Below are 24,839 nucleotides of genomic sequence, written 5' to 3' on the forward strand. Positions count from 1 at the left end.
GGGTCACTCTGCTACTTACAGTCTATGCCTAAATCTGCTGTCATTGGATTAGGAAAATCCGGTATTGCTGCGGCGAGATTGTTGCATAGGGAAGGCTGGGAGGTGGAGCTATGTGACAGCAACACCTCCGAAACCCTCCTGAAACAACAACAAGAACTTGCTACAGAAAACATAACTGTGAAACTAGGGTACTCCCTAGAATTCAATGATGCTGATTTACCGCAGTTAATAGTTGTCAGTCCTGGTGTGCCTTGGGATATTCCTGTATTAGTCAAAGCACGGGAATTAGGTATCGAAACTATCGGGGAGATGGAGCTTGCTTGGCGATATTTGCAATCTCTACCCTGGGTAGGAATTACTGGTACTAATGGAAAAACTACCACTACTGCTTTGATTGCGGCAATCTTTCAAGCTGCTGGCTTTGATGCTCCTGCTTGTGGGAACATTGGCTATGCTGCCTGTGAAGTCGCCTTAGCCAAAAAACTACCAGATTGGGTAATTGGCGAAATTAGCAGTTATCAAATAGAATCTTCTGTGACTCTAGCCCCGCGAATTGGTGTATGGACAACTTTCACACCAGATCACCTCAGTCGGCACAAAACTTTAGATAATTACTACAATATCAAAGCCAAACTACTGCATAAATCTCAATTGCAAATATTCAATGGCGATGATGCTTACTTGCGGAAAGTTGGTTTGAGTGATTGGCCTGATGCTTATTGGACAAGTGCCAAAGGTAAAGATTACCTAATTGGCGAGAAAGGCTTTTACATCGAAAATGGATGGGTAATAGAAAAATTATCTGCAACCTCCACACCACAAGCGATTGTGGAAGTATCTGCTTTGCGGATGGTAGGAGAACATAATCAACAAAATCTCTTAATGGCAGTTGCAGCAGCGCGGTTGGCAGAAATTCATCCCGATGCTATTTCCCGCGCAATTCGAGAATTTCCCGGCGTACCCCATCGTTTAGAACATATCTGCACTTGGGAAGGCATTGATTTTATCAACGACAGTAAAGCCACTAACTACGATGCGGCGGAAGTTGGGTTAGCATCGGTGAAAAGTCCCGCCATTTTGATTGCCGGTGGTGAAGCCAAAGCTGGCGATGACACAGGCTGGCTAGCAAAAATTCAATCCCAAGCCGCCGCCGTGTTACTAATTGGTAGCGCTGCACCTGCGTTTGCTCAACGTCTGCAAGAGGTGGGCTATTCTAATTATGAAATCGTCGAAACGATGGAGAAAGCAATCACCAAATCGGCAGAATTAGCCAAAAAGCACCAAGCTGCTGTTGTGTTGCTATCTCCTGCTTGCGCCAGTTTCGATCAGTATCCCAATTTTGAAGTACGCGGCGACCATTTCCGTCAGCTTTGCTTAGATTGGGCGAGAATTAGTTAGTGCTAAGTCTTGAGCATCGAGTAGCGCCGTGCGTGCCTGTAAGTAAATCCAGCAATGTCCTAGTTTCAAGATCTTGCTTAATTTACTGTTCGCCCATTTCGCAACTTTGAAGCAAATTGAATACCAGCTTTTACCCTCTATGCATACATCCTCAGGGTAGATTTACTCATGGCTATCAGTAATGATTTAATTTACATGAGTCTTTCACTTCTATTTTACAAGGTTTGGTTATTTACCAAACCTTTTTCCTGAATGTTAGCAGTAGTGATTCATAAACGCAAACATTTTTAATAGTTTTAATAGAGAATTTTGGCAAGCGATCGCATTTACGAAATTGTTTTTTAATGAGGGGTCTTACCCCACATTAATTTTAGCTGCAATTGTCTTCGCTAATTATATTTACTTAACTTTTGTCATCGCTGAAATCGCATAAACAGCGCACCAATTACTAACCCTGCTGCTTGTGTCCAGTAAGCAATGCTAAAATGATTCACGCCCACAGGGGGAATATTTAAACTCCCTATACTATAAAAAAACTGTTGGATAAACCACCAAAATAAATAAACAAAAGCTGGTAATTGCACGGGAATATATATCAATATTAGGGGTAAAATACTATCAATTTTAGCTTTAGGGAATTTGATAATATATGCTCCTAAAATAGATGCGATCGCACCATTCGCACCAATCAATGGTACTGTCAAATTCGGTTGGGCTAGTATTTGGATTAAGTCTGTCGCCACGCCAGCACTCAAGTAAAATCCTAAATAGCGTTTATGACCGAGAATATTTTCTACAGATTTGCCAAATACCCATAAAAATAGTAAGTTTCCTAATATTTGGCTAAAACTACTGTGGAGAAACATTGCTAAAGGCAAAGAAATCAATCGCCAGCATACAACTATCCAAGCTGCTGGATTCACAAAGGCATGAGTAATTGCTCCAGTAATCTGCGCTGGAATTATACCCCAACTATAAATAAATGCGGCTAATTTATCAGCTAATTCTAATTGAATTTCCCCTAAAAATATTGCAATATTAATGCCAATTAGCCAGTAATTAATAATCGGTCGCTGCCGAGTGGGAATATTATCACTAATAGGAATCATTGGTATTAGTTAAAAGTCAAAAGTCAAGAGTCAAGGGTTAATGGTTATTAGTTATTTCTCCCCACACTCCCCACACTCCCCACACTCCTCACACTCCCGCACCTCCTTGCGCTGAATCCGGGTTGCTTGTGCCAAGATTGAAATCAGATATATCGCACTCAACTAGGCAAACCTGATGCTGGGAAACACACTTGTTGGAAGATACCAAATTATGAGCCACTTGGGTGGTGGGGGATTTGGGGAAACCTTTGTCGCTTGTGATACTCAATTACCGGGATCTCCTCAATGTGTTGTGAAAAAACTCAAGCCTCAGGCAAACGATCCAGTAACTTTAGAGACTGCTAGACGTTTATTTGATACAGAAGCTCAAGTTCTCTACAAATTAGGTACTCACGATTGTATTCCCCAACTTTTAGCATACTTTGAAGAAAATGCGGAATTCTATTTGGTACAAGAATTTATCGAAGGTCATAACCTGAGTCAAGAATTAATACCAGGGAAAACTTTTAGCCAAAATGAGGTAATTTCCTTGTTGATGGAAATACTCGAAATTTTAGAGTTTGTTCATCAACAGAAAGTAATTCACCGCGATGTCAATCCGTGCAATCTTCTCAGAAGACAGCAAGATAACAAGTTAGTATTAATTGACTTTGGTGCAGTTAAACAAATTACTACCCAAGTTGTTACGCCACAGGGTCAAACGAAATCTACAGTTGCTATTGGTACGCCAGGATATCTTCCTGGGGAACAAGCACAAGGTAATCCTAAATTTAGCAGTGATATTTATGCGGTGGGAATAATTGCGCTTCAAGCTTTAACAGGATTACCACCAGAACAATTAGAAAAGGATGACGATAGTAATGAGATTATCTGGCAAAAATATACTCAAGTAACGCCAGAATTCGCACAAGTATTAAACAAAATGGTATGTTATGATTTTCGTCAGCGCTACGCTTCGGCAACAGAAGCATTACAAGCAATTAAAGAGTTAATTAAGCCAGCCGCGCAAACAATAGCATTAACTCCGATATTGCCATTTAAGAATTTAAAAAATCACAAATATAAAAAAGAAATAATTCACAAAATTTTAGCAGGGATATTTATATTAGGTGTAAGTGGGGCTGCTTTGACATTTATTCTTGACGGTATCTATACAAATAACGCCACAGAATTATATAAACAAGGTAATACATTATATGACCTACAACGTTATCAAGATGCACTTGCTGTTTACGATAAAGCCGTGAATATTAGACCTAATTACGCTCAAGGATGGTATGGTCGAGGTAACAGTTTATCTGCATTAAAACAGTATAAAGAAGCATTAGCGGCATACGATAAAGCAATTCAACTTCAGCCAGATTACTTAGAATCTTGGACTAGTAGAGGCTTAGTTTTGGAAAATTTACAGCGCTATCAAGAAGCAATATCCTCTTTTGATAAAGCTCTACAATTAGAAAGTAAATCTCCAGAAATCTGGAATGCAAAAGGTGAAGCTTTTAGTAATTTACAGCAATATGAAAATGCAATAAAAGCCTATAATCAAGCCATAGAATTGCAAAATAACTATGATACTGCTTGGTATAATAAAGGTTTAGCGCTGCATAGTTTAAAACGCTATGAAGATGCAATTATAGCCTACGATAAAGCTATAGAATTAAAGCCCGACAATCAAAACTATTGGTATAATCGCGGCAATTCTCTAGTCAACCTAAACCGCTATGAAGATGCATTTAGAGATTATGATAAAGCGGTACAATATAAACCAAATTATTACCAAGCTTGGTTATCTAGGGGGAATGTGCTAATTACTCTGCGCCGTTATCCCGAAGCAGTTACATCTTTTGAGCAAGTAATTAAATACAATGCCAATAATTACCAAGCATGGTATAGTCGAGGCTGGGCGCTACATCAAAGCCAACGCTATCAAGAAGCAATTGAATCTTACAATAAAGCCATACCTTTGAAGCGTAACGATTATCAAGTTTGGTATAACTTGGGTAATTCTCAATACAATTTACAGAAATATGAAGATGCGATCGCATCCTATAATAGAGCAGTGCGTTACAAGCCAGACCACTATGAAAGCTGGTATAGCAGAGGTAATGCTCTAGTAAATTTAAAGCGCTATCAAGATGCGATCGCATCTTATGCGCAAGCAATAAAATATAAGCCTGATTACCAACAAGCAATAGAAGCAAGCAAGCAAGCACAAAATCAACTACAAAATGAAAAATCACAGCCTGTAGTTGTACCCCTCATCCGACTTCCTAATCCCCTTGCTCCCAATCAGCCACCACGGTAAATCAATTTTAGATTTTTTTAATGACAACCCTGAACAGTTATCTTTGAATTCCACCGTCCTACTATTGAATACTCATATCATTAATATCAATAATCGGTCTTAACTTTTCAATTTTTCTATTTGAATAGTAACGATTATCTGAATTCGACTTCTTCACCGAAGAATTTTGCTTTAATAAAGCTAATCTATTAGCTTGTAATCGCAAGCGTTGCTTTTGAGTATACTCATTCAATTTGATGCGAGCTTGTGCGTAAACTGGAGTATTTTTCGGAACCTTCAGCAAAAATTTAACAGCGTCTTCAAATTCACCCGCAGAGGCTTTATTATAAGCTTTTTGCAAGAAAAATGTAGCTCTAATTTGCTGCTTTTGATCGTACTCAGCCAATTTCTTTTGGACTATAGCTCCCGCCGAACTTTCTTGAGGAATTTGACGCAGATATTCTATAGCAGTAGCAAAATCTCTGTTATTTGCACTTGCATAAGCTTTTGCTAATAAGTCTTGTGTTTGTGCTTCTAGATGAGTGCGTGCTTGCTCAACTAATTTATCTGTTTTAGACTGCCAATATAGAATATCTGGTACTTTAGCAGCAACACTCAATACATCTGACCATCTACCAGCATTAAAAGCTGTTTCAGCAAACTGGTAATGTTCAGCAGCGACTTGCCATTGCTGTTGCCATTCGTCAATTGTAGCTTGAGCTTCTGGATAAATATTACTGTCTGGAGGAATCGATTTTACTAGAGCGATCGCCTCTTGCAAATCTCCTGCTTGATATTCTTCTGTTGCTTTATATAAAGTATCCTTTTCTGAGTAGCTTGGGGAATTAGTAAATAATGAATACATTCCCAAGCCTAGCAACATAGAATTAGCTGCTATACCTAATCTCATTCCTGTTAGTAAAGGAGCCGATTTTTTGGTTGTATAACTTTTAGGTAAATGGCTTACGGTTACAGATGGCTCTATATACAGGTCATTTTGTTCTGCTACAGGTGGTAAATGACTTTCCCACATCATTTCCTGAAGTATATGCAGTACTTCACTCGCAGATTGAAACCGATCTTGAAAATCGTAGCGGATCATTTGACTGAGAATCGCAGCTAAATAATCATTAACTGCTATTTGTGGAGAATGCCAAATAATCTCATTTGTATAAGGATCTAATTTAAATTGTAATGGTGACAATCCTGTTAATGCTTGGATAGCAATTATTCCTAAAGAATAAATATCGCTATTAGGCTGTGTTTGACCAATAAATTGCTCTGGTGGTATGTATCCTAATGAAGTAACAGGAACCGAATGGATAGGCAATTCTGCGTCATCGCCAAAATCAAATGGCTGAATTGAGCCAAAGTCAATTAATACTAACCTGCTATCATAAGCACGTCTGATTAGATTTTCCGGCTTGATATCGCAATGAATCACACCTTGAGCATGAACAAATTCCAGAATGCCTAAGACATCTTCCAGAAATGCGATAACTTGGTTCTCACTCCAAATATCCCCACACTGTTTATTTATTGGCAGTTCCTCTGTCAGTGCATGTCCTTCAATAAACTCTTGCACTAAGTAGAATCGCTCATTTTCTTCAAAGCAAGCAATGAGTTCGGGAATTTGCGCATGGCGTCCTAGACGTTTGAGAGTTTCGGTTTCCGTGAGAAAACGCAGCCTTAAGTTGTCTAAGTAACTAGGGTGAGAACTGCTAACCTTCAGTTGTTTAACAACGCATTTCGGGTTTTCTGGGTATTCTATGTCTATGGCAATATATGTTTGTCCAAATACCCCTGCACCTAGGCTTTGGACAATTTGGTAACGTGCTTGTAGTACTTTACCGATCATGGGGTGGGTCATGAGCTGGTTACTGAGTAAGTCCTGATATAAGTTTTCTGATCTTTCCCCCTAATTTCCGGAATGCCCTAGAATTAATTCTACAGAGGGATGTCTCTAGAAATGCCAACCTTAATGATGTAAGTATTTTTTACCAGTAAAAATAGTATATTAAGATTTTTATACAAAATATAGTAATGACGTATCAGGTATTAAATAGTGCCAAGACGCCTCAATATTGGTATTATTGCACGAAAGCCTATAGTTTATGCAGATATCAAGGCAAAGCCATTCACTGCCATAACTACAGAAGCGCAAACAACTGAAGTATGTAATGAAAAGCAAAGTAGTTCTTTAGTACTATTTAGTTTGCACTAACTTTAATCTATAGAAGAAATAGCATTGTTTATCAGTATCTTATTTCGGACTATCGCGAAATTAATTATACATATATGGATATGTAATTACCCCGAGAAATTTGTCAAATTTAATTCTGGAAGATGTAGACTGAACTCTTTGTTGCGCAAAGCAATACCCACGATTTGGTTGCTTAAATTTAGTGAAGTTATTAAATATAATTCATGCGTATCATCATCATAATTAATCATAAAAAATTTTCTTATAAATCAGAATTTATTCTTGTCTAATATATTTTTAATTTAAAATTACTAGATTTTACGCAGTTTTCAATAATATAAAATTACGCGTTATTTCTCAGGTTTTTGCTTAAAAATGACGATTATAGTCGAAAAACAAACAACCAAGAAGTTAAATGGTTTTTCGATTACTACTCATAACTTTAAGTTGTGTAGCTACTGCGAGTTGCAGTGCTAATGCAGAAATTAAAGTTCCACAAACTTTAAACAATGAACAATCTCCTAGTAAATTAATCTCAGCTAATAAAGAGAAAATAAGCAGTACTAATACTGTTAAATCTCCACAACAAGATGAAATTGATAGTTTTGCTACACCTGTAGGTAATTTAACAAATAGATCTAGACATTCAGATGAGCAGAGCTTGAGTAAGGGTCGTGCAAAACCCCATCAATACTCAGCAGCAATAGGGAGTAATTACATGCAGTTGGTGCCAACGAACCAGGTTAATCATCTGGGGAACCCTTTGTACGAACTGCGTCTTTTTGCTAACGGACAACAAATCGGTTCATACATGACCGTCTCTGGACGAGCTTATACCCAAACTAGAGATCGCGATCGCTCTGGAACAGAAGCACCGCTACCAGATGGAAGATATCGAGTGGCAAAAAGAGTGACTCGCGGCTCAATCCCCGAAGCAGGCGATAGATTTCTGGCCATACAACCCCAATTCCATACAGGTCGTACAGATCTAGGTATCCATTACGATCCATCTTTTGAGAAAAACAACGGTGAAGATGGAACATCAGGGTGTATTGCATTAACTAATCGAGAGGATTTGACCGAGGTTTTGGAATACGTCCGTACTTACAAGCCTCAATTCCTCAATGTAACTATTCGGTAAATTTTCAATCTCAAAACTGTTAATTCAAAACGGAGTTTCAAATCATGTTTAAACTATTCATAGCCAGTGCATTAATCTTTGCAGCAGCATTACCCATAGGCGCACAAGAAATAGGCTCTAAAGGTGTTCTGATATCTCAAAATTATGCTGCTTATGTATGTACTAACGATGTTGGTGGGACTCTGACTTTGCGCACCGGCCCGGGTACAGACTACAGAAGTATTCGCCAAATTCCCGCCGGAAGAAATCTTACAGTTATAGACTCTACCACCAGTAGTGATGGTTTTGAGTGGTTAAAAGTTGTCTATAGAAATAGGCAGGGATGGGTTCGTTCTGACTACGTTTGCCATTACTAAGTTGCTGATTAGTTAAGCACTTCAATAGATTTCACAATTACAAAATAGTTAATTCAAAATTCAAATAAGGTGTTTCAAATCATGTTTAAACTATTCATGGCTGGTGCATTAATTTTTTCAGCAGCATTACCCGTAGGCGCACAAGAAATAGGCTCTAAAGGTGTTCTGATATCTCAAATATATAGTGCTACTATATGTACTAATGATGTTGGTGGTACTCTAAATTTACGTACTGGTCCGGGTACAAACTACAGAGTTATTCGCCAAATTCCTAACGGAAATGATGTTAGGGTCATAAGAACTATCCAAAATAGTAATGGTATAGTCTGGTTTCTAGTTAATTATGGAAATAGCCGTGGATGGATTGATGCTAGATACACTTGTCCTCCAGATTGATAAGTAGCTAACTAATGGGATTGAGCTATAAAAGTTAATAAATAAAAATAATAATTATTAGCTTTGTCATGGCTCAATCCCAGCTTGGTTTTATCGTTTTAACTCTCTACAGTTGGATATATTGCAACTAGCTTAACTAAATTTATTTCCTTCAGAATAGTTAACTCAAAACGGAGTTATCAACTATGTCTAAATTACTCATAGTGAGTGCATTAATCTTGACAGCAACATTACCCGTAACTGCCAAAGAAGTAGTCCCCGAAGGAAGTCGCCTAACTCGATCAGAAGGTTATTCTGCTTATGTATGTACTAACGATCCTAGCGGTACGTTGGCTTTACGTAATGGGCCAGGACAAGATCGCGACGAGATTCGACAAATTCCCTCAGGAAGAAATATCAGGGTATTAACTAGTAGAAGAAGCCAAGATGGTGACTGGTTCAAAATTTCCTACAAAAATAGCCGTGGATGGGTACGTTCTGACTACGTTTGCAATGCTCAATACAGCGAATAATGCAGGCCGATCTTAAATTCACAGTTTGTCATTAGTGAGTGTTTTAAGCCTTATTTAATTTCATAAAATTTTTGGGAGCAATTATAGACTTATATAATGTCCGTTTTAACACTTGTCATTGCGACCGTAGGGAAGCAATCGCAGAGACCTTGTGATTGCTTCGTTCCACTCGCAATGACATATCGCAACTAATTTAGCGGACATGATATTACTTATGCGATCAACCATTAAATAAATATTGAAGAGACGTTATGATGTAACGTCTTTTTTATGATGATAATAATTGCATCAATCGCTATTCAAAAATATCCTAACCATTCGCTTCAGTATCATCTTTAACTACCTCAGAATTGGCTTGCAAAGGCTTGACCACTCGCGCGATCGCTTCTTGGACAAAAGCCTTAATAAATTCATCCCGGCGATTAATTTGAAACTGTCGCTGTACCACCTCTGTCATCCCACCATCGCCCCAATCTTGGTCGTGGCGAAAATATTCAATAAAACTTTTCCCGGCAATCCGCGTTAAATAAGCTGCTGTTACGCCTTGAATTGCCCGACCAATAATAAAAGTAGCTGGGTTGGTTTGCAAGGCAGTAGAAAGTAATTGAATTGCTCCCTTAACAATTCCCAAACTAGCAAGAGTTTTGGCTAAAGATAAAGCTAACTCTCGCCCCCGTTCCATGTTCAATTCACAGCCGTAAATTCTCCCGATTTCCACAACCATTTGCGCATTGACAGCAGCAGTTGCTAGTAAATCTACGACTGGTAACGGCGTGACTGATACCACACCAGCACCAATCCATTGAAATCGCTCGACGATTTTATCTGCTTGGCGGCGGCGTTGTGCATCGATGAGTTTCCGCGCTTCTTCTCCCAAACGCAGAGATTGTAAGAGAATATTATCTGCTACTAAATCTTCACCCTCAGCCCTTAGAATTGCAGCCATCCGCCGCAACAAGGGGACAATATCTGGTTCTGGCTGGTAGATTTCGCCTGTTTCTAGTTGGGCAGTTTGGGGGTTAGCCGCGATCGCCACGACATCGTTAGGCGCGATAAATCCCCGGACTCGCTGACGCAACCTTGCCAGAATCGATTCCCGATCTTCATCTGTGTATAAATCTGTTTTGTTGAGAATTAAGAGCGATCGCTTGCCAATTTCTGCCAAACCTCGCAGTGGCTCGTATTCGGAACGTCGTAAATCATTATCTACCACAAATAACAGTAAATCTGCTTCCGTTGCTAAAGCGCGTGCGAGTTGTTCTCGTTCTGTTCCCGCCACCCCTGCTTCTAAAATTCCTGGTGTATCGGTAATTAAAATTTTGCGTTCTAATCCTTTCAACCGCAAACAATAGGTTTCTCCTACCTGGGTTGTACCCATCGGTGCGTCAACTTGTCCCACCATGCGCCCCATCACAGCATTTACTAAGGAAGTTTTGCCAGCACTCCCCGTACCAAACACCACAACTTGAATTTCACCCCTGGCTAAATTGACTTCAATCTCTCGCGATCTACTCAGTAAAGCTTGTCTGGCTACTTCATCTTGAATCTGTGCCACTTGCTGCCGCACAGCTTGTAACGTGGAAGAAGCCGCATCAGATTTGGCAGCCGGAATTTCTGCTGGAGTAACACGCGGACGCTTGCGCCGGGAACGTTGCTCGCCTGCTTGCAGCACCAGCACATAATAAACAAAGGCTGCAACCAAGCAGGCGATTAGCACAATCAACAGCAGCAACAGCAAATTGCCCAGCAACGGCGAATAGGACAATTGCCAGTAGAGACGTGAGAGGGAATCAATCAGCCACAGGCTTAACCCCAAAATAACTATCAGACCAACAATCAGCGTGACTATGCGTGACAGAGGCATGGTGGATATTCAGTAGGCGGATGCTTCTAATCTTAATAGTTTCAGTGTTTATCACCAGGGTAAAAAAAAGCTAGTTTTGATAAACTGAAACCGCATTTGGTATCAAATTTACAAAGAAAGACAGGGAAGTTACTGTCGTGGCAAAAAGTAAATATTTACCAAAAAGCTTTCAGGGTTGGGTTTCAAGTCTATCAACAGCAAAAGAATTGTGTCTGACTTTTGGAAAAGGCGACTATGACAGAAATATCTAGACAAAAATCCTCTAACTGGCTGAAACAATTATTTTATCGATTAAGTATTCGCCAAAAAATCGTCTTTGGGTATGGTTTAGCTTTGGGAATTGGGGTTATAGGCATAACCGCAGGATTGGTAATTGGCGATCGCTACTTTCAAAAAGCTAGGTATCAAATGATGGTGGCAGATGAAGAAGGGAGTCTGTTAAGTAGTTTACAAGGAAGAATATTAGAAATACAGATTCACCAACATCAAATATTGTCTTTTTTACAGCAGCCACAAGCTTTGCCAGCACAAATTTCTGATTTCATAAGCGATTTGACAGAAGCCGAAACTTTAGTTCCGCAATTGCAGGAATTTAGCCAAACGAGTCCGCAAGCCGATCTGCAAGCTTTACTCAAGAAGCACAATACCACTGTAAAAGTGTATTTCTCACAGATCAAAACACTGATGCAGCAAATTTCATCACTCACTTCCCAGCCAGAGGGAGTGGCACAAGCAGAGCAATTAGTCAGAAAATTTACTACCAGTGAAACTGCACAGCAATTTTATGAATTTGCTCACGATCTAACCGAATTTGCCAAAACAGTACGAGAACGTCAAGAAGAGGCGGATACCGCCCAAAATCAGGCTGCGGTCATCCAATCTCAAATTATTATTGGTAGTATTCTATTTTCAGTGGCGATCGCTGCTATCCTCGCTTTGTATATCAGTAGAATTATTGCTCGTCCAATTAATGCAGTCACAAATGTTGCTCAAAAAGTTACTCAAGAAGCCAATTTCAACTTACAAGCACCTGTAACTACAACAGATGAAGTAGGTGCATTAGCTACTTCTCTTAACCAACTCATCCAACAAGTAAAGCACCTTTTAGAAGTGCAACAAGCTGAAGCTCAAGCAAAACTCATTCAAAGTGAAAAAATGTCCAGTTTAGGACGAATGCTTGCTGGTGTTGCCCATGAAATTAATAATCCTGTAAATTTCATCTCTGGTAATCTTGCACACGCAAAAACTTATGTTGATGACCTATTAACTTTAGTACAAACCTATAAAGATGAAGTTCCCAATCCTCCTAATGTAGTACAAGATTTAGTAGAAGAAATAGATTTAGAATTTTTGGAAGATGATTTACCAAAACTCTTCAAGTCCATGACAGTTGGTGCTGACCGCACCCGCGAAATTGTCCGAAGCTTGAAAGATTTCTCCCGTTTAAATGAAGGAGAATCGCAGTTGGTAGACATACATCCCTGTATTGATAGTACATTGTTAATTTTGAACAATCGCTTGAAAAAAGGTATTAGTGTTGTTCGCAATTATGGAGAGATTCCAGCTATCCCAGGTTATACAACTTTACTTTATCAGGTATTTATGAATATCCTGAGCAATGCGATCGATGCTTTAGAGGAAAGATGGGCTGAAAATTCAATATTTAAACCCGAAATCACTATCATGACTGAATGCCAGGAAAATAATTTTGTCGTTGTGCGAATTGTAGACAACGGCCCTGGAATGACATCAGATACACAACAAAAAATATTTGAAACATTTTTCACAACTAAACCCAGAGGTATTGGTACAGGCTTAGGTTTAGCAATTAGCCATCAGATTGTAGTAGAAAAACATCAAGGTAAAATCACTTGCCATTCTGAATTAGATCGAGGCACAGAGTTTGCGATCACTCTGCCAATTTCTCATCTTTAATCAAGTTTTTCAAGATGCCATAGATCAGATTTTTTCAGCATCAAACGACTCTAGAAACAATTATTCAATCAAAGGCAAAAGGTTAAACTCTTGGCGAATATCTAAAAGCGATCGCTCTAGCAGTGGTTCAAAATTTAAAAAGGGAACATAAGACTTTCTTTGGCGATTTCTGAACCAAATCTGCGTTAATTTTGGTAGTAATTGAGGCAAAGTTAAAAAAATTGAACTATATAACCACAAAATTCCATGCTGCTCGATCAAGTCATCATACATAATACGAATTGCCGGACTGATAGTTGGGTCTTTTAGCGTTTGTAAATGGTTGCGAAATTTGTAGTCGCTTGTCCACCAAGTTAGAGGCAACAACTTTAGTTCATCATACATCCCCGTGTCACAGCCGTAGATGACATGACTGACATCATGCGCCAGCAAAATTCTGGCAAATTCTAGCGGTAGTTCCTGAGGATTAGTGACATTCGGATTCAATGCATAATATTCATCGAGTCCTTGCTGAAGAGTCTGAGTACTGTGTTTATCTTGATAGCGCGGTCGAGGATACTTGCTCATAGGACGAGCTAATTTCTTTACGAAACCGTTTCGTAAATTATAATAACACTGATGACACATAGCAATAAAAAATCGCAAGGAAGACCCCGAAGTACCCAAGCGCATCAAGCAATATTGCAAGCAGCCTTAGAATTGTTAGCAGAAGTAGGTTTTGACGCCATGAGTATGGATGCGATCGCAACTCGTGCTGGAGTTGGTAAACCAACTATTTACCGACGCTATTCTTCTAAAGAAGAACTAGTTGCTGATGCGATCGAGAGTGTCAGGCAAGATGTGGTAATTCCTGACACAGGTAATCTTTGGGATGATATGGATGAATTGATTAAGAATGCTGCACAAATCACCCTCAGTCCTTTGGGGCGAAAAACTGTAGCGATGATTATCAGCAGCGCATCAAATAATTCTCAATTTGCGCAAATCTACTGGACAAAGTATCTACAACCGCGCAGACAAGCCTTCGCGGTTGTACTTGAACGCGCCAAAGCAAGAAATGAGATTCAAGCAGATTTAGATCCTGGGCTAGTCTTTGATACGATGAGTGCAATTATGCTTTATGCTCTGATATTTCAACCTACACCCGAATCATGGGAAGAATACGTTCGTCGCGCCTTACGCTTTTGTATGAGTTAAAATCCTCAATCCAGAGGGGTTTTACCTGATTTGAGAAATTCATTATGCGCTAATCATCAATACATATTTTGCTAAAAAGTTGTTCTTAATTAGCTCAATTTAAGTAACATAGATGTTTGAGTAATTAAAACTTTCACCAAAGATATAGACATTATCTTCTGTGTCCTTGCAAACTCCACTTATAGTAGCATTAAATTTTATTTTCATAGTTTAGACAGGTTTTCAATACTTCTTCATTCATGAAATAGTGATCGTGAGATTTACCAGTAAGCTGATCTAATAGTGAAAAGGGAATTTTAATTTTTTTGTGTATGATTTTTTTATAATCACAGCCTTCAGGAATAGGTGTTTGTGTACATAGCCAATCTTGATTGGAATAAAAGTCAATGCATGTTTCTATTTGTTGATTGTTGAAGCATTTTTTAATTTCCTCCTCAATCTGTTTAGATTTAGAGGAAAATACTTTTAAAGAACTTCCCAGAGAAATGTAGCGAACTTGAAATTTTTGCTGATAATCTGCAAGCACATCAGTAGCTATAACATTTCCAAAACTATGACCTAATACAGTTATCTTGTCATAAAGGCCAGATTCTACTACAGCATTTAATGTCTCTGTAACTTTTTTGCGAATTTTTGCCTTTAAGATCTTGCCTTCAGAATTTTCTTCTAAATATCGTGTGGAAAAGTCTGCAATGTCAGCGATCGTATTAATCGGTACAAAGCTGAATAATCCACTCACAATCAACCAAGCAGACCAATTTGTCATCTGTTTTCCAAAAGCGCTGATTTGTTTTGACCAATCCTCAGAAATCGGAAAACCTAATAAATTTGGTTCCTGTCCTAAAGCTACAAGCGCAAGTGCAATCACTCCATAAAACCAAAAAATCCATAGAAGTAAAGATATACCTAAACCGATAAGTAAAGGTGGCGAGTTTTTTAAAGCAAATATATCCTTTGTAAACAGCCAATGAAATAACATATATATGCCCCGAAACACCTGATTTTTTAAGTTAGTACTACTTAAGGGTTGACTTATGAGATCGTTCCAATAGGCATCATAGATATCAACTTCTTTGATATTGTCTATATCTACATATACTTTGAACTTTTTGCTAGCATATCCAGCTATTTTTTCTTCACCAGCTTCTTCAACTCTTAAATTTCCTAATACTTCGGTAAAACCAGTAGATAAACTATCAATAAAATAATTTCTATCTCTACCAAGATAAAATCCATGAATAAAAATAATTGCTTCTCGTGGGGATGTCATTAGATATGCTACCTATAGCTAACTAAAACTTGATGAGTATAGCACCTTGTACATCACAATCTCTTGCTAGCAATCCCACTAGCGAGCGCTCACACCTGATGTCAACAATATGACAATCGATTATTGAAAATATCTCTGCTATGAGTAGCAGATCGCCAAGTTTTATCGCCAGCAAATCTAAATTAATTGCGATCTATCGCTGCTGTACTGGGTTCTTTATGGTATTGGTTGGTAGGCGATCGCATTCAGTATTGTAGTGGCAAGCAGTGATTTTTGAGCGAAATTCAGGCGATCGCATTTCAGAGAAATCCCTAAATATTAATAATTTGGCAGTAATCAAGTAAACCTAGGTTCGGAATGCATACCCAAAGGAGGTTGTAAGATGAGTACGATCGCAACAAAAGACGGCACGCAGATCTATTACAAAGACTGGGGTACAGGACAACCCGTTGTCTTCAGTCATGGTTGGCCGCTGAATGCTGATGCTTGGGACGAGCAGCTGGTGTTCTTGGCATCTAACGGCTATCGCGCTATTGCCCACGACCGTCGCGGACACGGACGCTCAAGCCAAACCTGGAATGGTAATGAGATGGATACCTACGCCGACGACCTGGCGACACTCATTGAAACCTTGGATCTGACTAATTTGGTTCTGGTCGGTCACTCAACAGGTGGCGGTGAAGTTACTCGCTATATCGGTCGCCACGGTACACAGCGCGTCGCCAAAGTTGTGTTGCTGGGTGCAGTACCACCGCTGATGCTGAAGACAGAGGCTAATCCCGGCGGATTGCCGATCGAAGTCTTTGATAACATCCGTGCAGGCGTAGCTAGCGATCGCTCTCAATTCTACAAGGATCTCAGCGAGTCTTTCTATGGTGCCAACAGATCGGGTGCTAAGGTTTCGTCAGGTCTGCGGGAGCAGTTTTGGCTTTGGAGTATGCAAGTTGGTCTCAAAGGCGCGCTTGACTGTATCAAGGCGTTCTCAGAAACCGACTTTACCGAAGACCTCAAGAAATTTGACGTACCAACATTAATAATTCACGGCGATGACGACCAAATTGTGCCGATTGGTAGCTCAGCTCTTCTCTCGTCGCAAATTGTCAAAGGATCGACTCTCAAGGTTTATCCAGGTGCAGACCACGGTTTAGCCAGCACCCATCGGGATCAATTTAATAGCGATCTGCTCGCATTCCTCAAGACTTGAGGCTGCGAAAAAGTTACGTAATTTTGCAGGCGAATGTTCTATTTGCGGTTGAGTTACTTAGTTCTGACATTCTGGCTGAAGAAGAAAGAATTATTGAAACGTTCGACCTTATTCAGTACTTTCGTCTGCATTTAGTTGTTCTTGCCAAGGCGAGGAAGGTAGTTGAACAACTGATTGTACAATACAGTTTTCTAGAAAGATGGGAATTCGTCCACAATTAGGACATTTCAGTCCTTCATCCTGCCGATCGTCAGTTTTACCTTTGAGTCGCGGTTTGGAATTTTGCGGTGTCTGAAAAACCACTTCAATAGATAGCGCAGTCAAGCAGTTGCGACATTCACAAGTCAATTGTTGCCCCATGTCGCTAGTTTGAGAGACTTTGAGGTGCTGAGTTTTAAAATACTTTTCCGGTTCTTCAGGCAGCGATCGCTCTTCGTCAAACTTGTTAGGCATGGTTTGGGTTTGGTTGCTTTAACAGCATTGAGTTGAACTTTGAGGTGCTGACACTACAGCATTAACTCGCCATTGTTGCTTAATCCTACAGTAAATCATTGCATTCATTGAATAACTTGTTGCAAGATAGCTCACTTCTGGCTTCGACAGTTTAGTTTCTCTGTTTTGTCCTGATAAGTCAATTGCACCTCTGCTACATGGGTAAATCTACTGTATTGGATGTTGGCAAAAGCTACACCTTTATTGCCGGATACGTCTAAGGATAATTCCACTTCATTACTCGAACTATTTGCCTCATATATCAGATAGTTTTTACCCTGATTCGGTGCAACAAATTTTACACTACCTACACGCTCAATAATTGGCTGACAGATTTTGATTGAGTTCACAACTATGGGATAACCACGAAATTCTTTGTCTGCCCATTGCTGCCGAACTTCAGGCGAAGCCGTTACATGGGGAAAACCGTTGTTGTAAACCACGATTAATGTTAAAGCGATCGCGGACGGAATTAAAGCTCTCAATAATAAAACTATAAAATTGGTGTTGGATCTACTGCGTTTAAATCTACAAGCAAAATAGATCCCGAAAGCATACAGCTGGTTTGAAAACAACTGTATATTGATGCTTGAGAGAATTCAGTATATTAATCAGCTGTTGTTGGCAGCTACGGAAACTTCTGCGTCTGATTCTTTTTGAGATGAAACATTTGCTGATTTTTCAACTGACTCAGGCAAAGAGACAATGATATCACCACCATTAATCACAGCCCCTAAAAGTCCTAGTTCCGATTCAACTAATTGATCGATCGCTTCACCTAGCAAGTTTTCTTGGGTATAGTTTGGTCGCGCCACAATTATTATCCCATCGCTGTAAGGTTGGATTAACAAAGGATCGTTAGATAAGCTCAGGGGGCTAGTATCTAAAATTACTAGATCGTAGCGCTCTCGCACATCCTCCATTAGCCGTCGCATTTCGCTTGATTCCAAAATTGCCGCCGATTGCCGCAAAGGGCCGGGGCTAGGAAGTATGTATAAATTTTCTACATCAGGAACTAAGCGGATACATTCACTAAGGCTGGCGTAATAGCGTAGAGGTTCAATATTAGCATCGGGATCGTGATTAACTTTTAAGGATGAACAAGCAGAAGGCGATCGCAAATCTGTTTCAATAATCAAGGTTCTTTTGCCAGCACGGGCAGAAGCTATGCCTAAGTTATAAGCGCTTGTAGTCTTACCCTCGGAGTTACTGACACTAGTAACTAAAACTACTTTGAGGTTTTTACCACCTATCCGCCGCAAATTACTGCGGAACTTTTCATAAAATTCTAAATAAGGAGAATATGGGGAAACTATAACTGGTATGGCTTCTGCATCCAAATCATCAGTAGGTATAAGAGGTATTTCTCCTAGCCTTGCAACTTCCCGCTGCTTCAGGCTTTCGCGGATATCTTCTCTGGTCTTGAAAGTACCTTCTAGCGAACCTAACAAGAAGATGATACCGCCACCTACTACCAATCCCATCAGACCGCCAACAGCCAACGTCACAGGCACGCTCTTAGGTTTGACGGTATCAGCGATCGCAATGGGTTGTCTAGCAATACTGAGACTCGTGACAGTTTCAGCTTCTGCGGTTTTTGCATCGGCTAGCTTCGCCTGCATTTTGTCATAGACAGCTTTTTTCAAGGCTACCTCTTGTTCTAAACGCGATCGCTCTAATTGTTTGTTAGGTATTGAAGAATATACCTGTCGCAATCGCGCTTCTTCTTGAACTTGTTGAGCTAATTGTTGTTGTAGCGTTTCCCTTTGGGTTTGCAATGCTACCATCTGGTTTGCAAGTTCTTGGCGTGCTGGATCTAAGTTACTTTGGGCACGAATATTCGAGACATTACCAGTTAGAGGTGCTGCTGTACCTCCACCACCTACCACTTCCGCCGCCCGTTGTTGCAGTAATTCTTCAGCCGCCTGTTTCTGACGCTGCAACTGAATCATCGTTGGGTGTTCTGGTCGCAAATCTTTGCGCAGCACGGCAATTTGTGATTCAATTTGATAAATTTGCGATCGCAAACTCGCAAGAATTGGATCGGCACTTAAAGCTGAAGAAACGTAAGCTTGACCAACATTTAAACCTAATTTGTCTTGCAAACTGCGAATTTGAGCATTAATACCAGCAATAGTAAGTTTAATTTGACGTTGCTGATTTTGGCTGCTAGTCACCGCAGTTAATAAACTACCATTCTCAGATGCTAATATTGCAGGTCGCTCTCGGCGATCGTATTGTTCTAGCCTCCTCTCTGCTGCTTGCAGTTCCAACTTAGCCTGAGGTACGCGTTCGTTAATTTTGAGAATAATTGCTTTTAATCGCCCTGTATTAATATCACTACTGAGCTTGACCATTGCTTGCATCAATGCCTGCAATACTTCTACAGCTCGCTTGCGATCGCTATCTTTATATTTAAGCTCGATAATTGTGGAATCTAATTGTCCAGTTCGAGGATTTTTCTTTGGTATAGAAATGGCAATACTTGTACCAATTTTTTTTGGTTTAACGTTGACTTTGGCTGACACAGCTTCGATCAACTGATCTGATAGTAAAACTTGTTCGTTTAATTCTTGCCCTTGTTGTTGAATTTCACTACCAGTTGCAGAGAAGGAAACTGGCGGGCGATTGTAGGTTAGCGCCGCATTTGCTATATAGCTAGGTGGTGGCTCTGGTTGTAAAGCCACCACCGTTGAACCAGCTACAACTAAGACAAAACTGGCTAATCCAATTAATTTATACTTTTCAAAAGCAATAATATAGCGTTTAACAATTGGTGGAGTCATTTGTCATTTGTCATTGGTTATTAGTTATTTCTTTTCCCCCTGCTCCCTGCTCCCTGCCCCTCTGCCTTTTCCTCCTTGCTTCCTCATCTCCCCACTACTTCGCTCCGCCTGTAAAGAAGTCAAAGAAGCGAATAAAGCTCTGAACGTTAAAGAATGGTTGCGTAATTGTACTGAGAGCGTTAGTAATTCTACCAATCAGGTTACGACCAACCACGATAACATCATTATCTTGAAGCGGCACGTTTTGGGATATATCGCCACCTAGAGCTTTTTTAGCATCTAGCCTTTGGGTGACAGCTTGACCCCGTTCGGGATCGAAACGTACTAAAGCAATATCTCGGAGGTTAGCGGTATCAAGATTAATTCCGCCTAATGCATCTACAAATGTGCTGCCATTAGGTAAAACTTGATTGGCAATGCCTCCAGCGGCATAGTTTAAAACCCTGACTCTAATCTGTGGTACAGCTAAGGTTGAACGAGCAATCAGATTGCGATCGTAGCCATCATCAGTACCAATTTCACGCCGGGGAACTATGATGGCATCGCCATCTTGGAGGCGGAAATTAGGTACTGAACTACCATTCTGCAATGCTGTATACAGGTCAATATTTTGCGAAATCACAGACCCATCAACCAACCGCCTACGCACCTGTACTTGTCGTAGGTCTGCATTGATTGTCGTCCCACCAGATGTCAGCAAAGCATCCCCAACACGGGGTGTAGGCGATGCCATTGCATAAATCCCCGGACGAAAAACTTCCCCGCTAATCGTGACTTGCACGGGTCTTGGTGCTGCCAATGATACTGCCACAATTGGATCTACTAACAAGCGACTTAAAGCTAAACGAATTTTTTCTTGTGCTTCCTCCACACTCAAGCCTTGTAGGGATACTGTTCCTACTTGCGGTACTAAAATATTCCCCTCCGGATTAATTACGGCTTGAAAACTTAAATCGGGACGCTGCCCTGTTAATGATAAAACTACTACTGGCTCGACTACGTAACGGTTGAGTAAGGAGCGTATTTTTTCTTGTGCTTCTAGTAAAGTTAAACCTTGTAGCGATACTGTTTTGATTAGCGGGACAATGATGTTGCCTTCGGGATTAATTGATGCTTGGAAACTCAAATCTGGAAAGCGTTGAACTATAACGCTAATGTTATCTCCTGGCCCTAAGCGATAAGGGCCAGGAGGGCGCTGAACTACAACGCTAATAGTATCTCCTGGCCCTAAAACGTAGCGGTTAAGTTGAGGAGAGATTTCGCTGTTTAAACCAGTAGGTGCAACCTCAGGAGGTGAGGGAAAAGGAGAGGCTTGCCCTGATGATGGTTGTGGAGAGGTTACAGGTTGAGCAACAACTGCTTGAAACGCTGTTGTCCAGAAAACACCAAGCTGGAGGCTCACAAAACACAGAGCGCTGAATGCACGCATATGAAAATTGTAAATATAAACATTTGTCATAGGAAAGCTAGACTCAAAAATGGGTCTTGCTTGAGTCGCTATTCTACTCTGGTAATACTTAAAATGTCTCTTACTTCACCGAGAAATTACTATGTCCAAAGATGTGAAAATATTACATCAAGAAAAAGCGATCGCCCGCATTACTGAAATATGAGTCAAGCTGAATTCATACTTGTCTTAGCAAAGCGCGATCGCACAATTCAACATCTCTGCATCACCTACTCGTTAATTTCCCTGTAGAGACTCTGCCATTAATGCAGTTTGTACCGTCTGCCCAATAGACTCAGCTAAAGGCCAAATTTTTTCCACCTGACCTAAAGGTTCCATTGGAACGAGAATACTCACAGCAACCCAAGGAATTCGCTGCTTACGCCACTGTGCCAACTGATCGGCAAAAAACCAGTGTAAAGGTGATGGGTTTCCCCCATTCGGTAGAGCATACCACTGCAACACACCAAAAGTATCCTGCCTTGTCGAAGCGCGAAAGAATCTAGCTTCTACCTGAGTTTGTCTAGGCTGTTTTACAGTAAATGTAGCCGAACGATATTGAGCTATGTCCCACCTTCCCCAACGCGACTTTCCCCAACCGTTAACTTCTGTCCACTCCACTTCAGGTTGATCCATCGGGCCATTTTGAGGTAGCAACAGCAATATCGCTTGAGTTTGCGAGTCTTGTTTCTTAATTAGCTGTAGCGACCATTTATGTTCGCCAATTGCTTGTTCCGCCTGTTCAATAGTTTGCCAACCAGGAAGACTTAATCCAGAATTGCGTATATGTTTCAATGCTTTCAGGCTGGTTATTGGTGGTGGCTGTTTCCATTGCCAGTGTCCTGTCAGGTATCCGGGAACGCTTCCAATAGCAAATAGCAGCAGCAATAATACAAGTGCTACTACCTGAGTCCATTGGCTTTCTTTGAAATATTTAGTTAAGGAAATCATTAACAAGATTTGTAATATTTAGGCAAAAGTTTACTTGACCAAATTAGGCAATGAGTTCAGTAATCCTAACAGTCTGTTTTTAGGAGCGATCGCTATCTGCTTCTAGTTCAATATCTGTAACTGTTGAGAAATAGCTATTAATCCGATTTAGTAAAGGCACTAATACTAGCAACATACAACCAGAATATAGATCGCCACCCCAATCATCATGAAGCCATTTAAAAGCTGCTTCTTGACCTGTGCCGTGAAAGAATGTTAGTGCAGTGTTACGAAAGATATTGGCCGTAATGCTAATCAAAACAGCAATTCCTAAAAACCAACTAGTTGTACGACGTGAAGACAAAGCCCCTGTCCAATAAAGCAACATTAAGCTGACGTACATGGTAGTAAATAACATTTTCAACCCCGCACAATAAGGTGCAACTTCCACAATTCGTCCGCCGACATACAGATTTATTCCTTCAACAGTTACTTCCATACCAAACTGATTTAGGATGAAGCCAGCTGTACCAGCAATGAAACTTTGTAGAGGTAAGGTGTAAGGTGCAATCAGGTAAGGCCCGGCTGTTGGGGTGGCGAAAAATATTAACAATAGAGGAAATCCTTGCAATTTGAAACCTGGTATACCTTTAAACCACAAGCACAATCCGGCTAAAATTGCCGGGAAGGAAAGGTTCACCCACTCAGCTACACCACTTAAATAAAAAACTCCCCCAACTAATAGCAAAAAAGGGCCTAGCGGATGGATCCTATCTGGTAGACGTTGCCATTGTTTGCGTTGCAGCCAAACTAGGTAAGTGGCAAATGGTAAACCAATTAAACCGTGGCTAAAATATTCATGTTCTGTACTAATATTTTTGTGTAACCAGCCATCTAGCCAGTGTAGTAATAGAGGCGCATACAGCAGAAATAAAACGCCTAAAATTGCTAAAATTAGTAGTTGAGAAGTGTTGCTATTTTTTATCTGTTGTGGGATTGCCATGATTTTCAGCAATGCAAAATTTATTGATAGTTAATGCTTTCGTAGCAAGCCAAACAAATTAAATGCACAACAACTGTTGTTGTTCGCCACTTAAAGTAGATTTAATAGCTGTTACAACTTTGGTAATTTGACTATTGTTTAAACCTGGATACATAGGTAACGATAAAATTTGCTGTGCCAACTTTTCTGCTTGGGGGAAATCTCCAAGTTGATAGCCTAAATAAGTGAATGCTGGCTGAAGATGGCAAGGAATTGGGTAATGAATTCCTGTTTGAATCCCCTCTGCTGTCAGTTTGTCTTGAATTTGCTGACGTGTTAAAGGGCAAGAATCATTAATTTTAATTACATAAAGATGATAAACATGCCCAGTAGCGCTGTGATTTTGTAGCGGAATAATACCAGCAGATGCTAAGGGTAATAGTTCTAAGTCGTATTGTTGAGCAATACTATTGCGATCGCAATTCCACTTGGGTAAATATGGTAGTTTTTGCAGTAATACTGCTGCTTGTAAGGTATCTAGACGGCTATTTGTACCTTCTTCAACATGAAAATACTTTTGCGATGCGCCATAATTTCGCAACCGCACCATTTTTTGAGCGACATCTGGATCTCGCGTTAATAGCATTCCGCCATCGCCAAATGCTCCCAAATTCTTACTAGGATAGAAACTAAAAGCTGCTGCAATTCCTACTGAACCAGCACGATATCCATCTCGTTCTGCTAAATGTGCTTGTGCTGCATCTTCAAAAATTAGCAGGTTGTAGGTTTTAGCAAAATCTAATAGCTGTCGTGGTGACACCATTTGGCCGTAAAGATGTACGGGAATAATTGCTTTTGTTCTAGGTGTAACTAATTTGGCTGCTGCTGCTAAATCTATTAAAGCTGTTTCGGGATCGCAATCTACCAAAATCGGTTTAGCCCCAACACGTAGCACTCCAATTAGGGTGGCAACAAAGGTATTTGCAGGTAATAAAACCTCATCACCACTACCAATATTACAGGCTTGTAAACCGAGAGCGATCGCATCAGTACCGGATGCCACTCCTACACCATATTGCGTACCAGATGCTGCTGCAAAAGCTGCCTCAAAATCAGAAAGTGCTTGCCCTAAAATAAAATCTCCTTTTGTTAATACAGCCTGAATTGCCTGCTCCAATTGAATTTGAATAGGCTGATGTTGTAAATTCAAGTCTACAAAAGGAATTTTTATCGCATTTTTATTCATTGTCAGATAGCCTCAATTTTAGATGGCGAAAACCAATTTCAAAAATAGCTAATTCCTTTATGGCTTATCTGCTAAGAATAGGCAAAT

22 protein-coding genes are annotated in these 24,839 nt (G+C 40.2%); 10 read left to right on the forward strand and 12 right to left on the reverse strand.

Features of this window, described 5'->3' with window-relative positions:
* The first annotated feature begins 24 nt into the window (after nucleotides 1-24).
* Nucleotides 25-1,398, forward strand: a complete 1,374-nt coding sequence (murD, locus tag AACU33_RS17705) for a UDP-N-acetylmuramoyl-L-alanine--D-glutamate ligase (RefSeq protein ID WP_096589917.1) — start codon at nucleotides 25-27, stop codon at nucleotides 1,396-1,398.
* Between the two features lie 413 nt (nucleotides 1,399-1,811).
* Here murD and AACU33_RS17710 read toward each other — a convergent pair whose 3' ends face one another.
* Complete coding sequence (locus tag AACU33_RS17710; RefSeq protein WP_096589918.1) at nucleotides 1,812-2,507, reverse strand: rhomboid family intramembrane serine protease; 696 nt, start codon at nucleotides 2,505-2,507, stop codon at nucleotides 1,812-1,814.
* A 175-nt stretch (nucleotides 2,508-2,682) separates the two neighbouring features.
* On the opposite strand from AACU33_RS17710, the gene AACU33_RS17715 reads away from it, so the two are divergent.
* Nucleotides 2,683-4,812: a serine/threonine-protein kinase gene (locus tag AACU33_RS17715; protein ID WP_096589919.1), complete on the forward strand. Its 2,130-nt coding sequence runs from the start codon at nucleotides 2,683-2,685 to the stop codon at nucleotides 4,810-4,812.
* Between the two features lie 61 nt (nucleotides 4,813-4,873).
* Here the strand turns inward: AACU33_RS17715 and AACU33_RS17720 are convergent, their stop codons facing one another.
* Complete coding sequence (locus AACU33_RS17720; RefSeq protein WP_096589920.1) at nucleotides 4,874-6,661, reverse strand: serine/threonine-protein kinase; 1,788 nt, start codon at nucleotides 6,659-6,661, stop codon at nucleotides 4,874-4,876.
* A 195-nt stretch (nucleotides 6,662-6,856) separates the two neighbouring features.
* Between AACU33_RS17720 and AACU33_RS17725 the strand changes: the two genes are divergently transcribed.
* The 5 genes from AACU33_RS17725 (at nucleotide 6,857) to AACU33_RS17745 (ending at nucleotide 9,399) form a co-directional block, all read left to right on the forward strand.
* Complete coding sequence (locus AACU33_RS17725) at nucleotides 6,857-7,015, forward strand: hypothetical protein (protein WP_339376110.1); 159 nt, start codon at nucleotides 6,857-6,859, stop codon at nucleotides 7,013-7,015.
* A 394-nt stretch (nucleotides 7,016-7,409) separates the two neighbouring features.
* Nucleotides 7,410-8,135: a L,D-transpeptidase gene (locus AACU33_RS17730; RefSeq protein WP_096589921.1), complete on the forward strand. Its 726-nt coding sequence runs from the start codon at nucleotides 7,410-7,412 to the stop codon at nucleotides 8,133-8,135.
* A 44-nt stretch (nucleotides 8,136-8,179) separates the two neighbouring features.
* Entirely contained in the window at nucleotides 8,180-8,491 is a 312-nt protein-coding gene (locus AACU33_RS17735) for an SH3 domain-containing protein (RefSeq protein ID WP_096589922.1), read from the forward strand.
* Between the two features lie 81 nt (nucleotides 8,492-8,572).
* Nucleotides 8,573-8,887 (forward strand): SH3 domain-containing protein, encoded by a 315-nt coding sequence (locus AACU33_RS17740; protein WP_096589923.1) that lies wholly within the window; start codon nucleotides 8,573-8,575, stop codon nucleotides 8,885-8,887.
* 185 nt (nucleotides 8,888-9,072) lie between these two features.
* Nucleotides 9,073-9,399, forward strand: a complete 327-nt coding sequence (locus AACU33_RS17745; RefSeq protein WP_096589924.1) for an SH3 domain-containing protein — start codon at nucleotides 9,073-9,075, stop codon at nucleotides 9,397-9,399.
* A gap of 310 nt (nucleotides 9,400-9,709) precedes the next feature.
* Here AACU33_RS17745 and AACU33_RS17750 read toward each other — a convergent pair whose 3' ends face one another.
* Entirely contained in the window at nucleotides 9,710-11,263 is a 1,554-nt protein-coding gene (locus tag AACU33_RS17750) for a YcjF family protein (RefSeq protein WP_096589925.1), read from the reverse strand.
* 234 nt (nucleotides 11,264-11,497) lie between these two features.
* Here AACU33_RS17750 and AACU33_RS17755 point away from each other — a divergent pair, with 234 nt between their 5' ends.
* On the forward strand, nucleotides 11,498-13,198 hold the full coding sequence (locus tag AACU33_RS17755) for a sensor histidine kinase (protein ID WP_096589926.1): 1,701 nt from the start codon (nucleotides 11,498-11,500) through the stop codon (nucleotides 13,196-13,198).
* Between the two features lie 60 nt (nucleotides 13,199-13,258).
* On the opposite strand, the gene AACU33_RS17760 is transcribed toward AACU33_RS17755, so the two are convergent.
* Nucleotides 13,259-13,765, reverse strand: coding sequence for a hypothetical protein (locus tag AACU33_RS17760; protein WP_096589927.1), 507 nt, complete (start codon nucleotides 13,763-13,765; stop codon nucleotides 13,259-13,261).
* A 51-nt stretch (nucleotides 13,766-13,816) separates the two neighbouring features.
* Between AACU33_RS17760 and AACU33_RS17765 the strand changes: the two genes are divergently transcribed.
* Entirely contained in the window at nucleotides 13,817-14,395 is a 579-nt protein-coding gene (locus tag AACU33_RS17765; RefSeq protein WP_096589928.1) for a TetR/AcrR family transcriptional regulator, read from the forward strand.
* 190 nt (nucleotides 14,396-14,585) lie between these two features.
* Here AACU33_RS17765 and AACU33_RS17770 read toward each other — a convergent pair whose 3' ends face one another.
* Nucleotides 14,586-15,665, reverse strand: coding sequence for a hypothetical protein (locus AACU33_RS17770; RefSeq protein ID WP_096589929.1), 1,080 nt, complete (start codon nucleotides 15,663-15,665; stop codon nucleotides 14,586-14,588).
* Between the two features lie 382 nt (nucleotides 15,666-16,047).
* Here AACU33_RS17770 and AACU33_RS17775 point away from each other — a divergent pair, with 382 nt between their 5' ends.
* On the forward strand, nucleotides 16,048-16,869 hold the full coding sequence (locus AACU33_RS17775) for an alpha/beta fold hydrolase (protein WP_096589930.1): 822 nt from the start codon (nucleotides 16,048-16,050) through the stop codon (nucleotides 16,867-16,869).
* Nucleotides 16,870-16,977: 108 nt separating this feature from the next.
* On the opposite strand, the gene AACU33_RS17780 is transcribed toward AACU33_RS17775, so the two are convergent.
* The 7 genes from AACU33_RS17780 to AACU33_RS17810 all read right to left on the reverse strand — a co-directional run bounded on the left by AACU33_RS17780 (nucleotide 16,978) and on the right by AACU33_RS17810 (nucleotide 24,752).
* On the reverse strand, nucleotides 16,978-17,322 hold the full coding sequence (locus tag AACU33_RS17780; protein WP_096589931.1) for a hypothetical protein: 345 nt from the start codon (nucleotides 17,320-17,322) through the stop codon (nucleotides 16,978-16,980).
* A gap of 131 nt (nucleotides 17,323-17,453) precedes the next feature.
* The gene (locus AACU33_RS17785) at nucleotides 17,454-17,846 is read right to left on the reverse strand and encodes a hypothetical protein (protein WP_339376111.1); all 393 of its coding nucleotides are present in this window, start codon (nucleotides 17,844-17,846) and stop codon (nucleotides 17,454-17,456) included.
* 126 nt (nucleotides 17,847-17,972) lie between these two features.
* Nucleotides 17,973-20,147: a GumC family protein gene (locus tag AACU33_RS17790; protein ID WP_096589933.1), complete on the reverse strand. Its 2,175-nt coding sequence runs from the start codon at nucleotides 20,145-20,147 to the stop codon at nucleotides 17,973-17,975.
* A 94-nt stretch (nucleotides 20,148-20,241) separates the two neighbouring features.
* Nucleotides 20,242-21,576, reverse strand: coding sequence for a polysaccharide biosynthesis/export family protein (locus AACU33_RS17795; RefSeq protein WP_096595288.1), 1,335 nt, complete (start codon nucleotides 21,574-21,576; stop codon nucleotides 20,242-20,244).
* A 255-nt stretch (nucleotides 21,577-21,831) separates the two neighbouring features.
* Nucleotides 21,832-22,545: a cyanoexosortase B system-associated protein gene (locus tag AACU33_RS17800; RefSeq protein ID WP_096589934.1), complete on the reverse strand. Its 714-nt coding sequence runs from the start codon at nucleotides 22,543-22,545 to the stop codon at nucleotides 21,832-21,834.
* A 79-nt stretch (nucleotides 22,546-22,624) separates the two neighbouring features.
* Nucleotides 22,625-23,527: a cyanoexosortase B gene (crtB, locus tag AACU33_RS17805; RefSeq protein ID WP_096589935.1), complete on the reverse strand. Its 903-nt coding sequence runs from the start codon at nucleotides 23,525-23,527 to the stop codon at nucleotides 22,625-22,627.
* A 58-nt stretch (nucleotides 23,528-23,585) separates the two neighbouring features.
* Nucleotides 23,586-24,752, reverse strand: coding sequence for a DegT/DnrJ/EryC1/StrS family aminotransferase (locus AACU33_RS17810; protein ID WP_096589936.1), 1,167 nt, complete (start codon nucleotides 24,750-24,752; stop codon nucleotides 23,586-23,588).
* Between the last annotated feature and the right edge of the window lie 87 nt (nucleotides 24,753-24,839).

Source organism: Calothrix sp. NIES-2098, from assembly GCF_963875125.1.
In the GTDB taxonomy this organism is placed as follows: domain Bacteria; phylum Cyanobacteriota; class Cyanobacteriia; order Cyanobacteriales; family Nostocaceae; genus Aulosira.

Excerpts from the sequence above, each read along its gene's own strand:
- murD (WP_096589917.1), top strand. The coding sequence starts at position 25 with ATGCCTAAATCTGCTGTCATTGGATTAGGAAAATCCGGTATTGCTGCG.
- AACU33_RS17710 (WP_096589918.1), bottom strand. The coding sequence starts at position 2,507 with ATGATTCCTATTAGTGATAATATTCCCACTCGGCAGCGACCGATTATT.
- AACU33_RS17715 (WP_096589919.1), top strand. The coding sequence starts at position 2,683 with ATGCTGGGAAACACACTTGTTGGAAGATACCAAATTATGAGCCACTTG.
- AACU33_RS17720 (WP_096589920.1), bottom strand. The coding sequence starts at position 6,661 with ATGACCCACCCCATGATCGGTAAAGTACTACAAGCACGTTACCAAATT.
- AACU33_RS17730 (WP_096589921.1), top strand. The coding sequence starts at position 7,410 with ATGGTTTTTCGATTACTACTCATAACTTTAAGTTGTGTAGCTACTGCG.
- AACU33_RS17735 (WP_096589922.1), top strand. The coding sequence starts at position 8,180 with ATGTTTAAACTATTCATAGCCAGTGCATTAATCTTTGCAGCAGCATTA.
- AACU33_RS17740 (WP_096589923.1), top strand. The coding sequence starts at position 8,573 with ATGTTTAAACTATTCATGGCTGGTGCATTAATTTTTTCAGCAGCATTA.
- AACU33_RS17745 (WP_096589924.1), top strand. The coding sequence starts at position 9,073 with ATGTCTAAATTACTCATAGTGAGTGCATTAATCTTGACAGCAACATTA.
- AACU33_RS17750 (WP_096589925.1), bottom strand. The coding sequence starts at position 11,263 with ATGCCTCTGTCACGCATAGTCACGCTGATTGTTGGTCTGATAGTTATT.
- AACU33_RS17755 (WP_096589926.1), top strand. The coding sequence starts at position 11,498 with ATGACAGAAATATCTAGACAAAAATCCTCTAACTGGCTGAAACAATTA.
- AACU33_RS17760 (WP_096589927.1), bottom strand. The coding sequence starts at position 13,765 with ATGAGCAAGTATCCTCGACCGCGCTATCAAGATAAACACAGTACTCAG.
- AACU33_RS17765 (WP_096589928.1), top strand. The coding sequence starts at position 13,817 with ATGACACATAGCAATAAAAAATCGCAAGGAAGACCCCGAAGTACCCAA.
- AACU33_RS17770 (WP_096589929.1), bottom strand. The coding sequence starts at position 15,665 with ATGACATCCCCACGAGAAGCAATTATTTTTATTCATGGATTTTATCTT.
- AACU33_RS17775 (WP_096589930.1), top strand. The coding sequence starts at position 16,048 with ATGAGTACGATCGCAACAAAAGACGGCACGCAGATCTATTACAAAGAC.
- AACU33_RS17780 (WP_096589931.1), bottom strand. The coding sequence starts at position 17,322 with ATGCCTAACAAGTTTGACGAAGAGCGATCGCTGCCTGAAGAACCGGAA.
- AACU33_RS17790 (WP_096589933.1), bottom strand. The coding sequence starts at position 20,147 with ATGACTCCACCAATTGTTAAACGCTATATTATTGCTTTTGAAAAGTAT.
- AACU33_RS17795 (WP_096595288.1), bottom strand. The coding sequence starts at position 21,576 with ATGCGTGCATTCAGCGCTCTGTGTTTTGTGAGCCTCCAGCTTGGTGTT.
- AACU33_RS17800 (WP_096589934.1), bottom strand. The coding sequence starts at position 22,545 with ATGATTTCCTTAACTAAATATTTCAAAGAAAGCCAATGGACTCAGGTA.
- crtB (WP_096589935.1), bottom strand. The coding sequence starts at position 23,527 with ATGGCAATCCCACAACAGATAAAAAATAGCAACACTTCTCAACTACTA.
- AACU33_RS17810 (WP_096589936.1), bottom strand. The coding sequence starts at position 24,752 with ATGAATAAAAATGCGATAAAAATTCCTTTTGTAGACTTGAATTTACAA.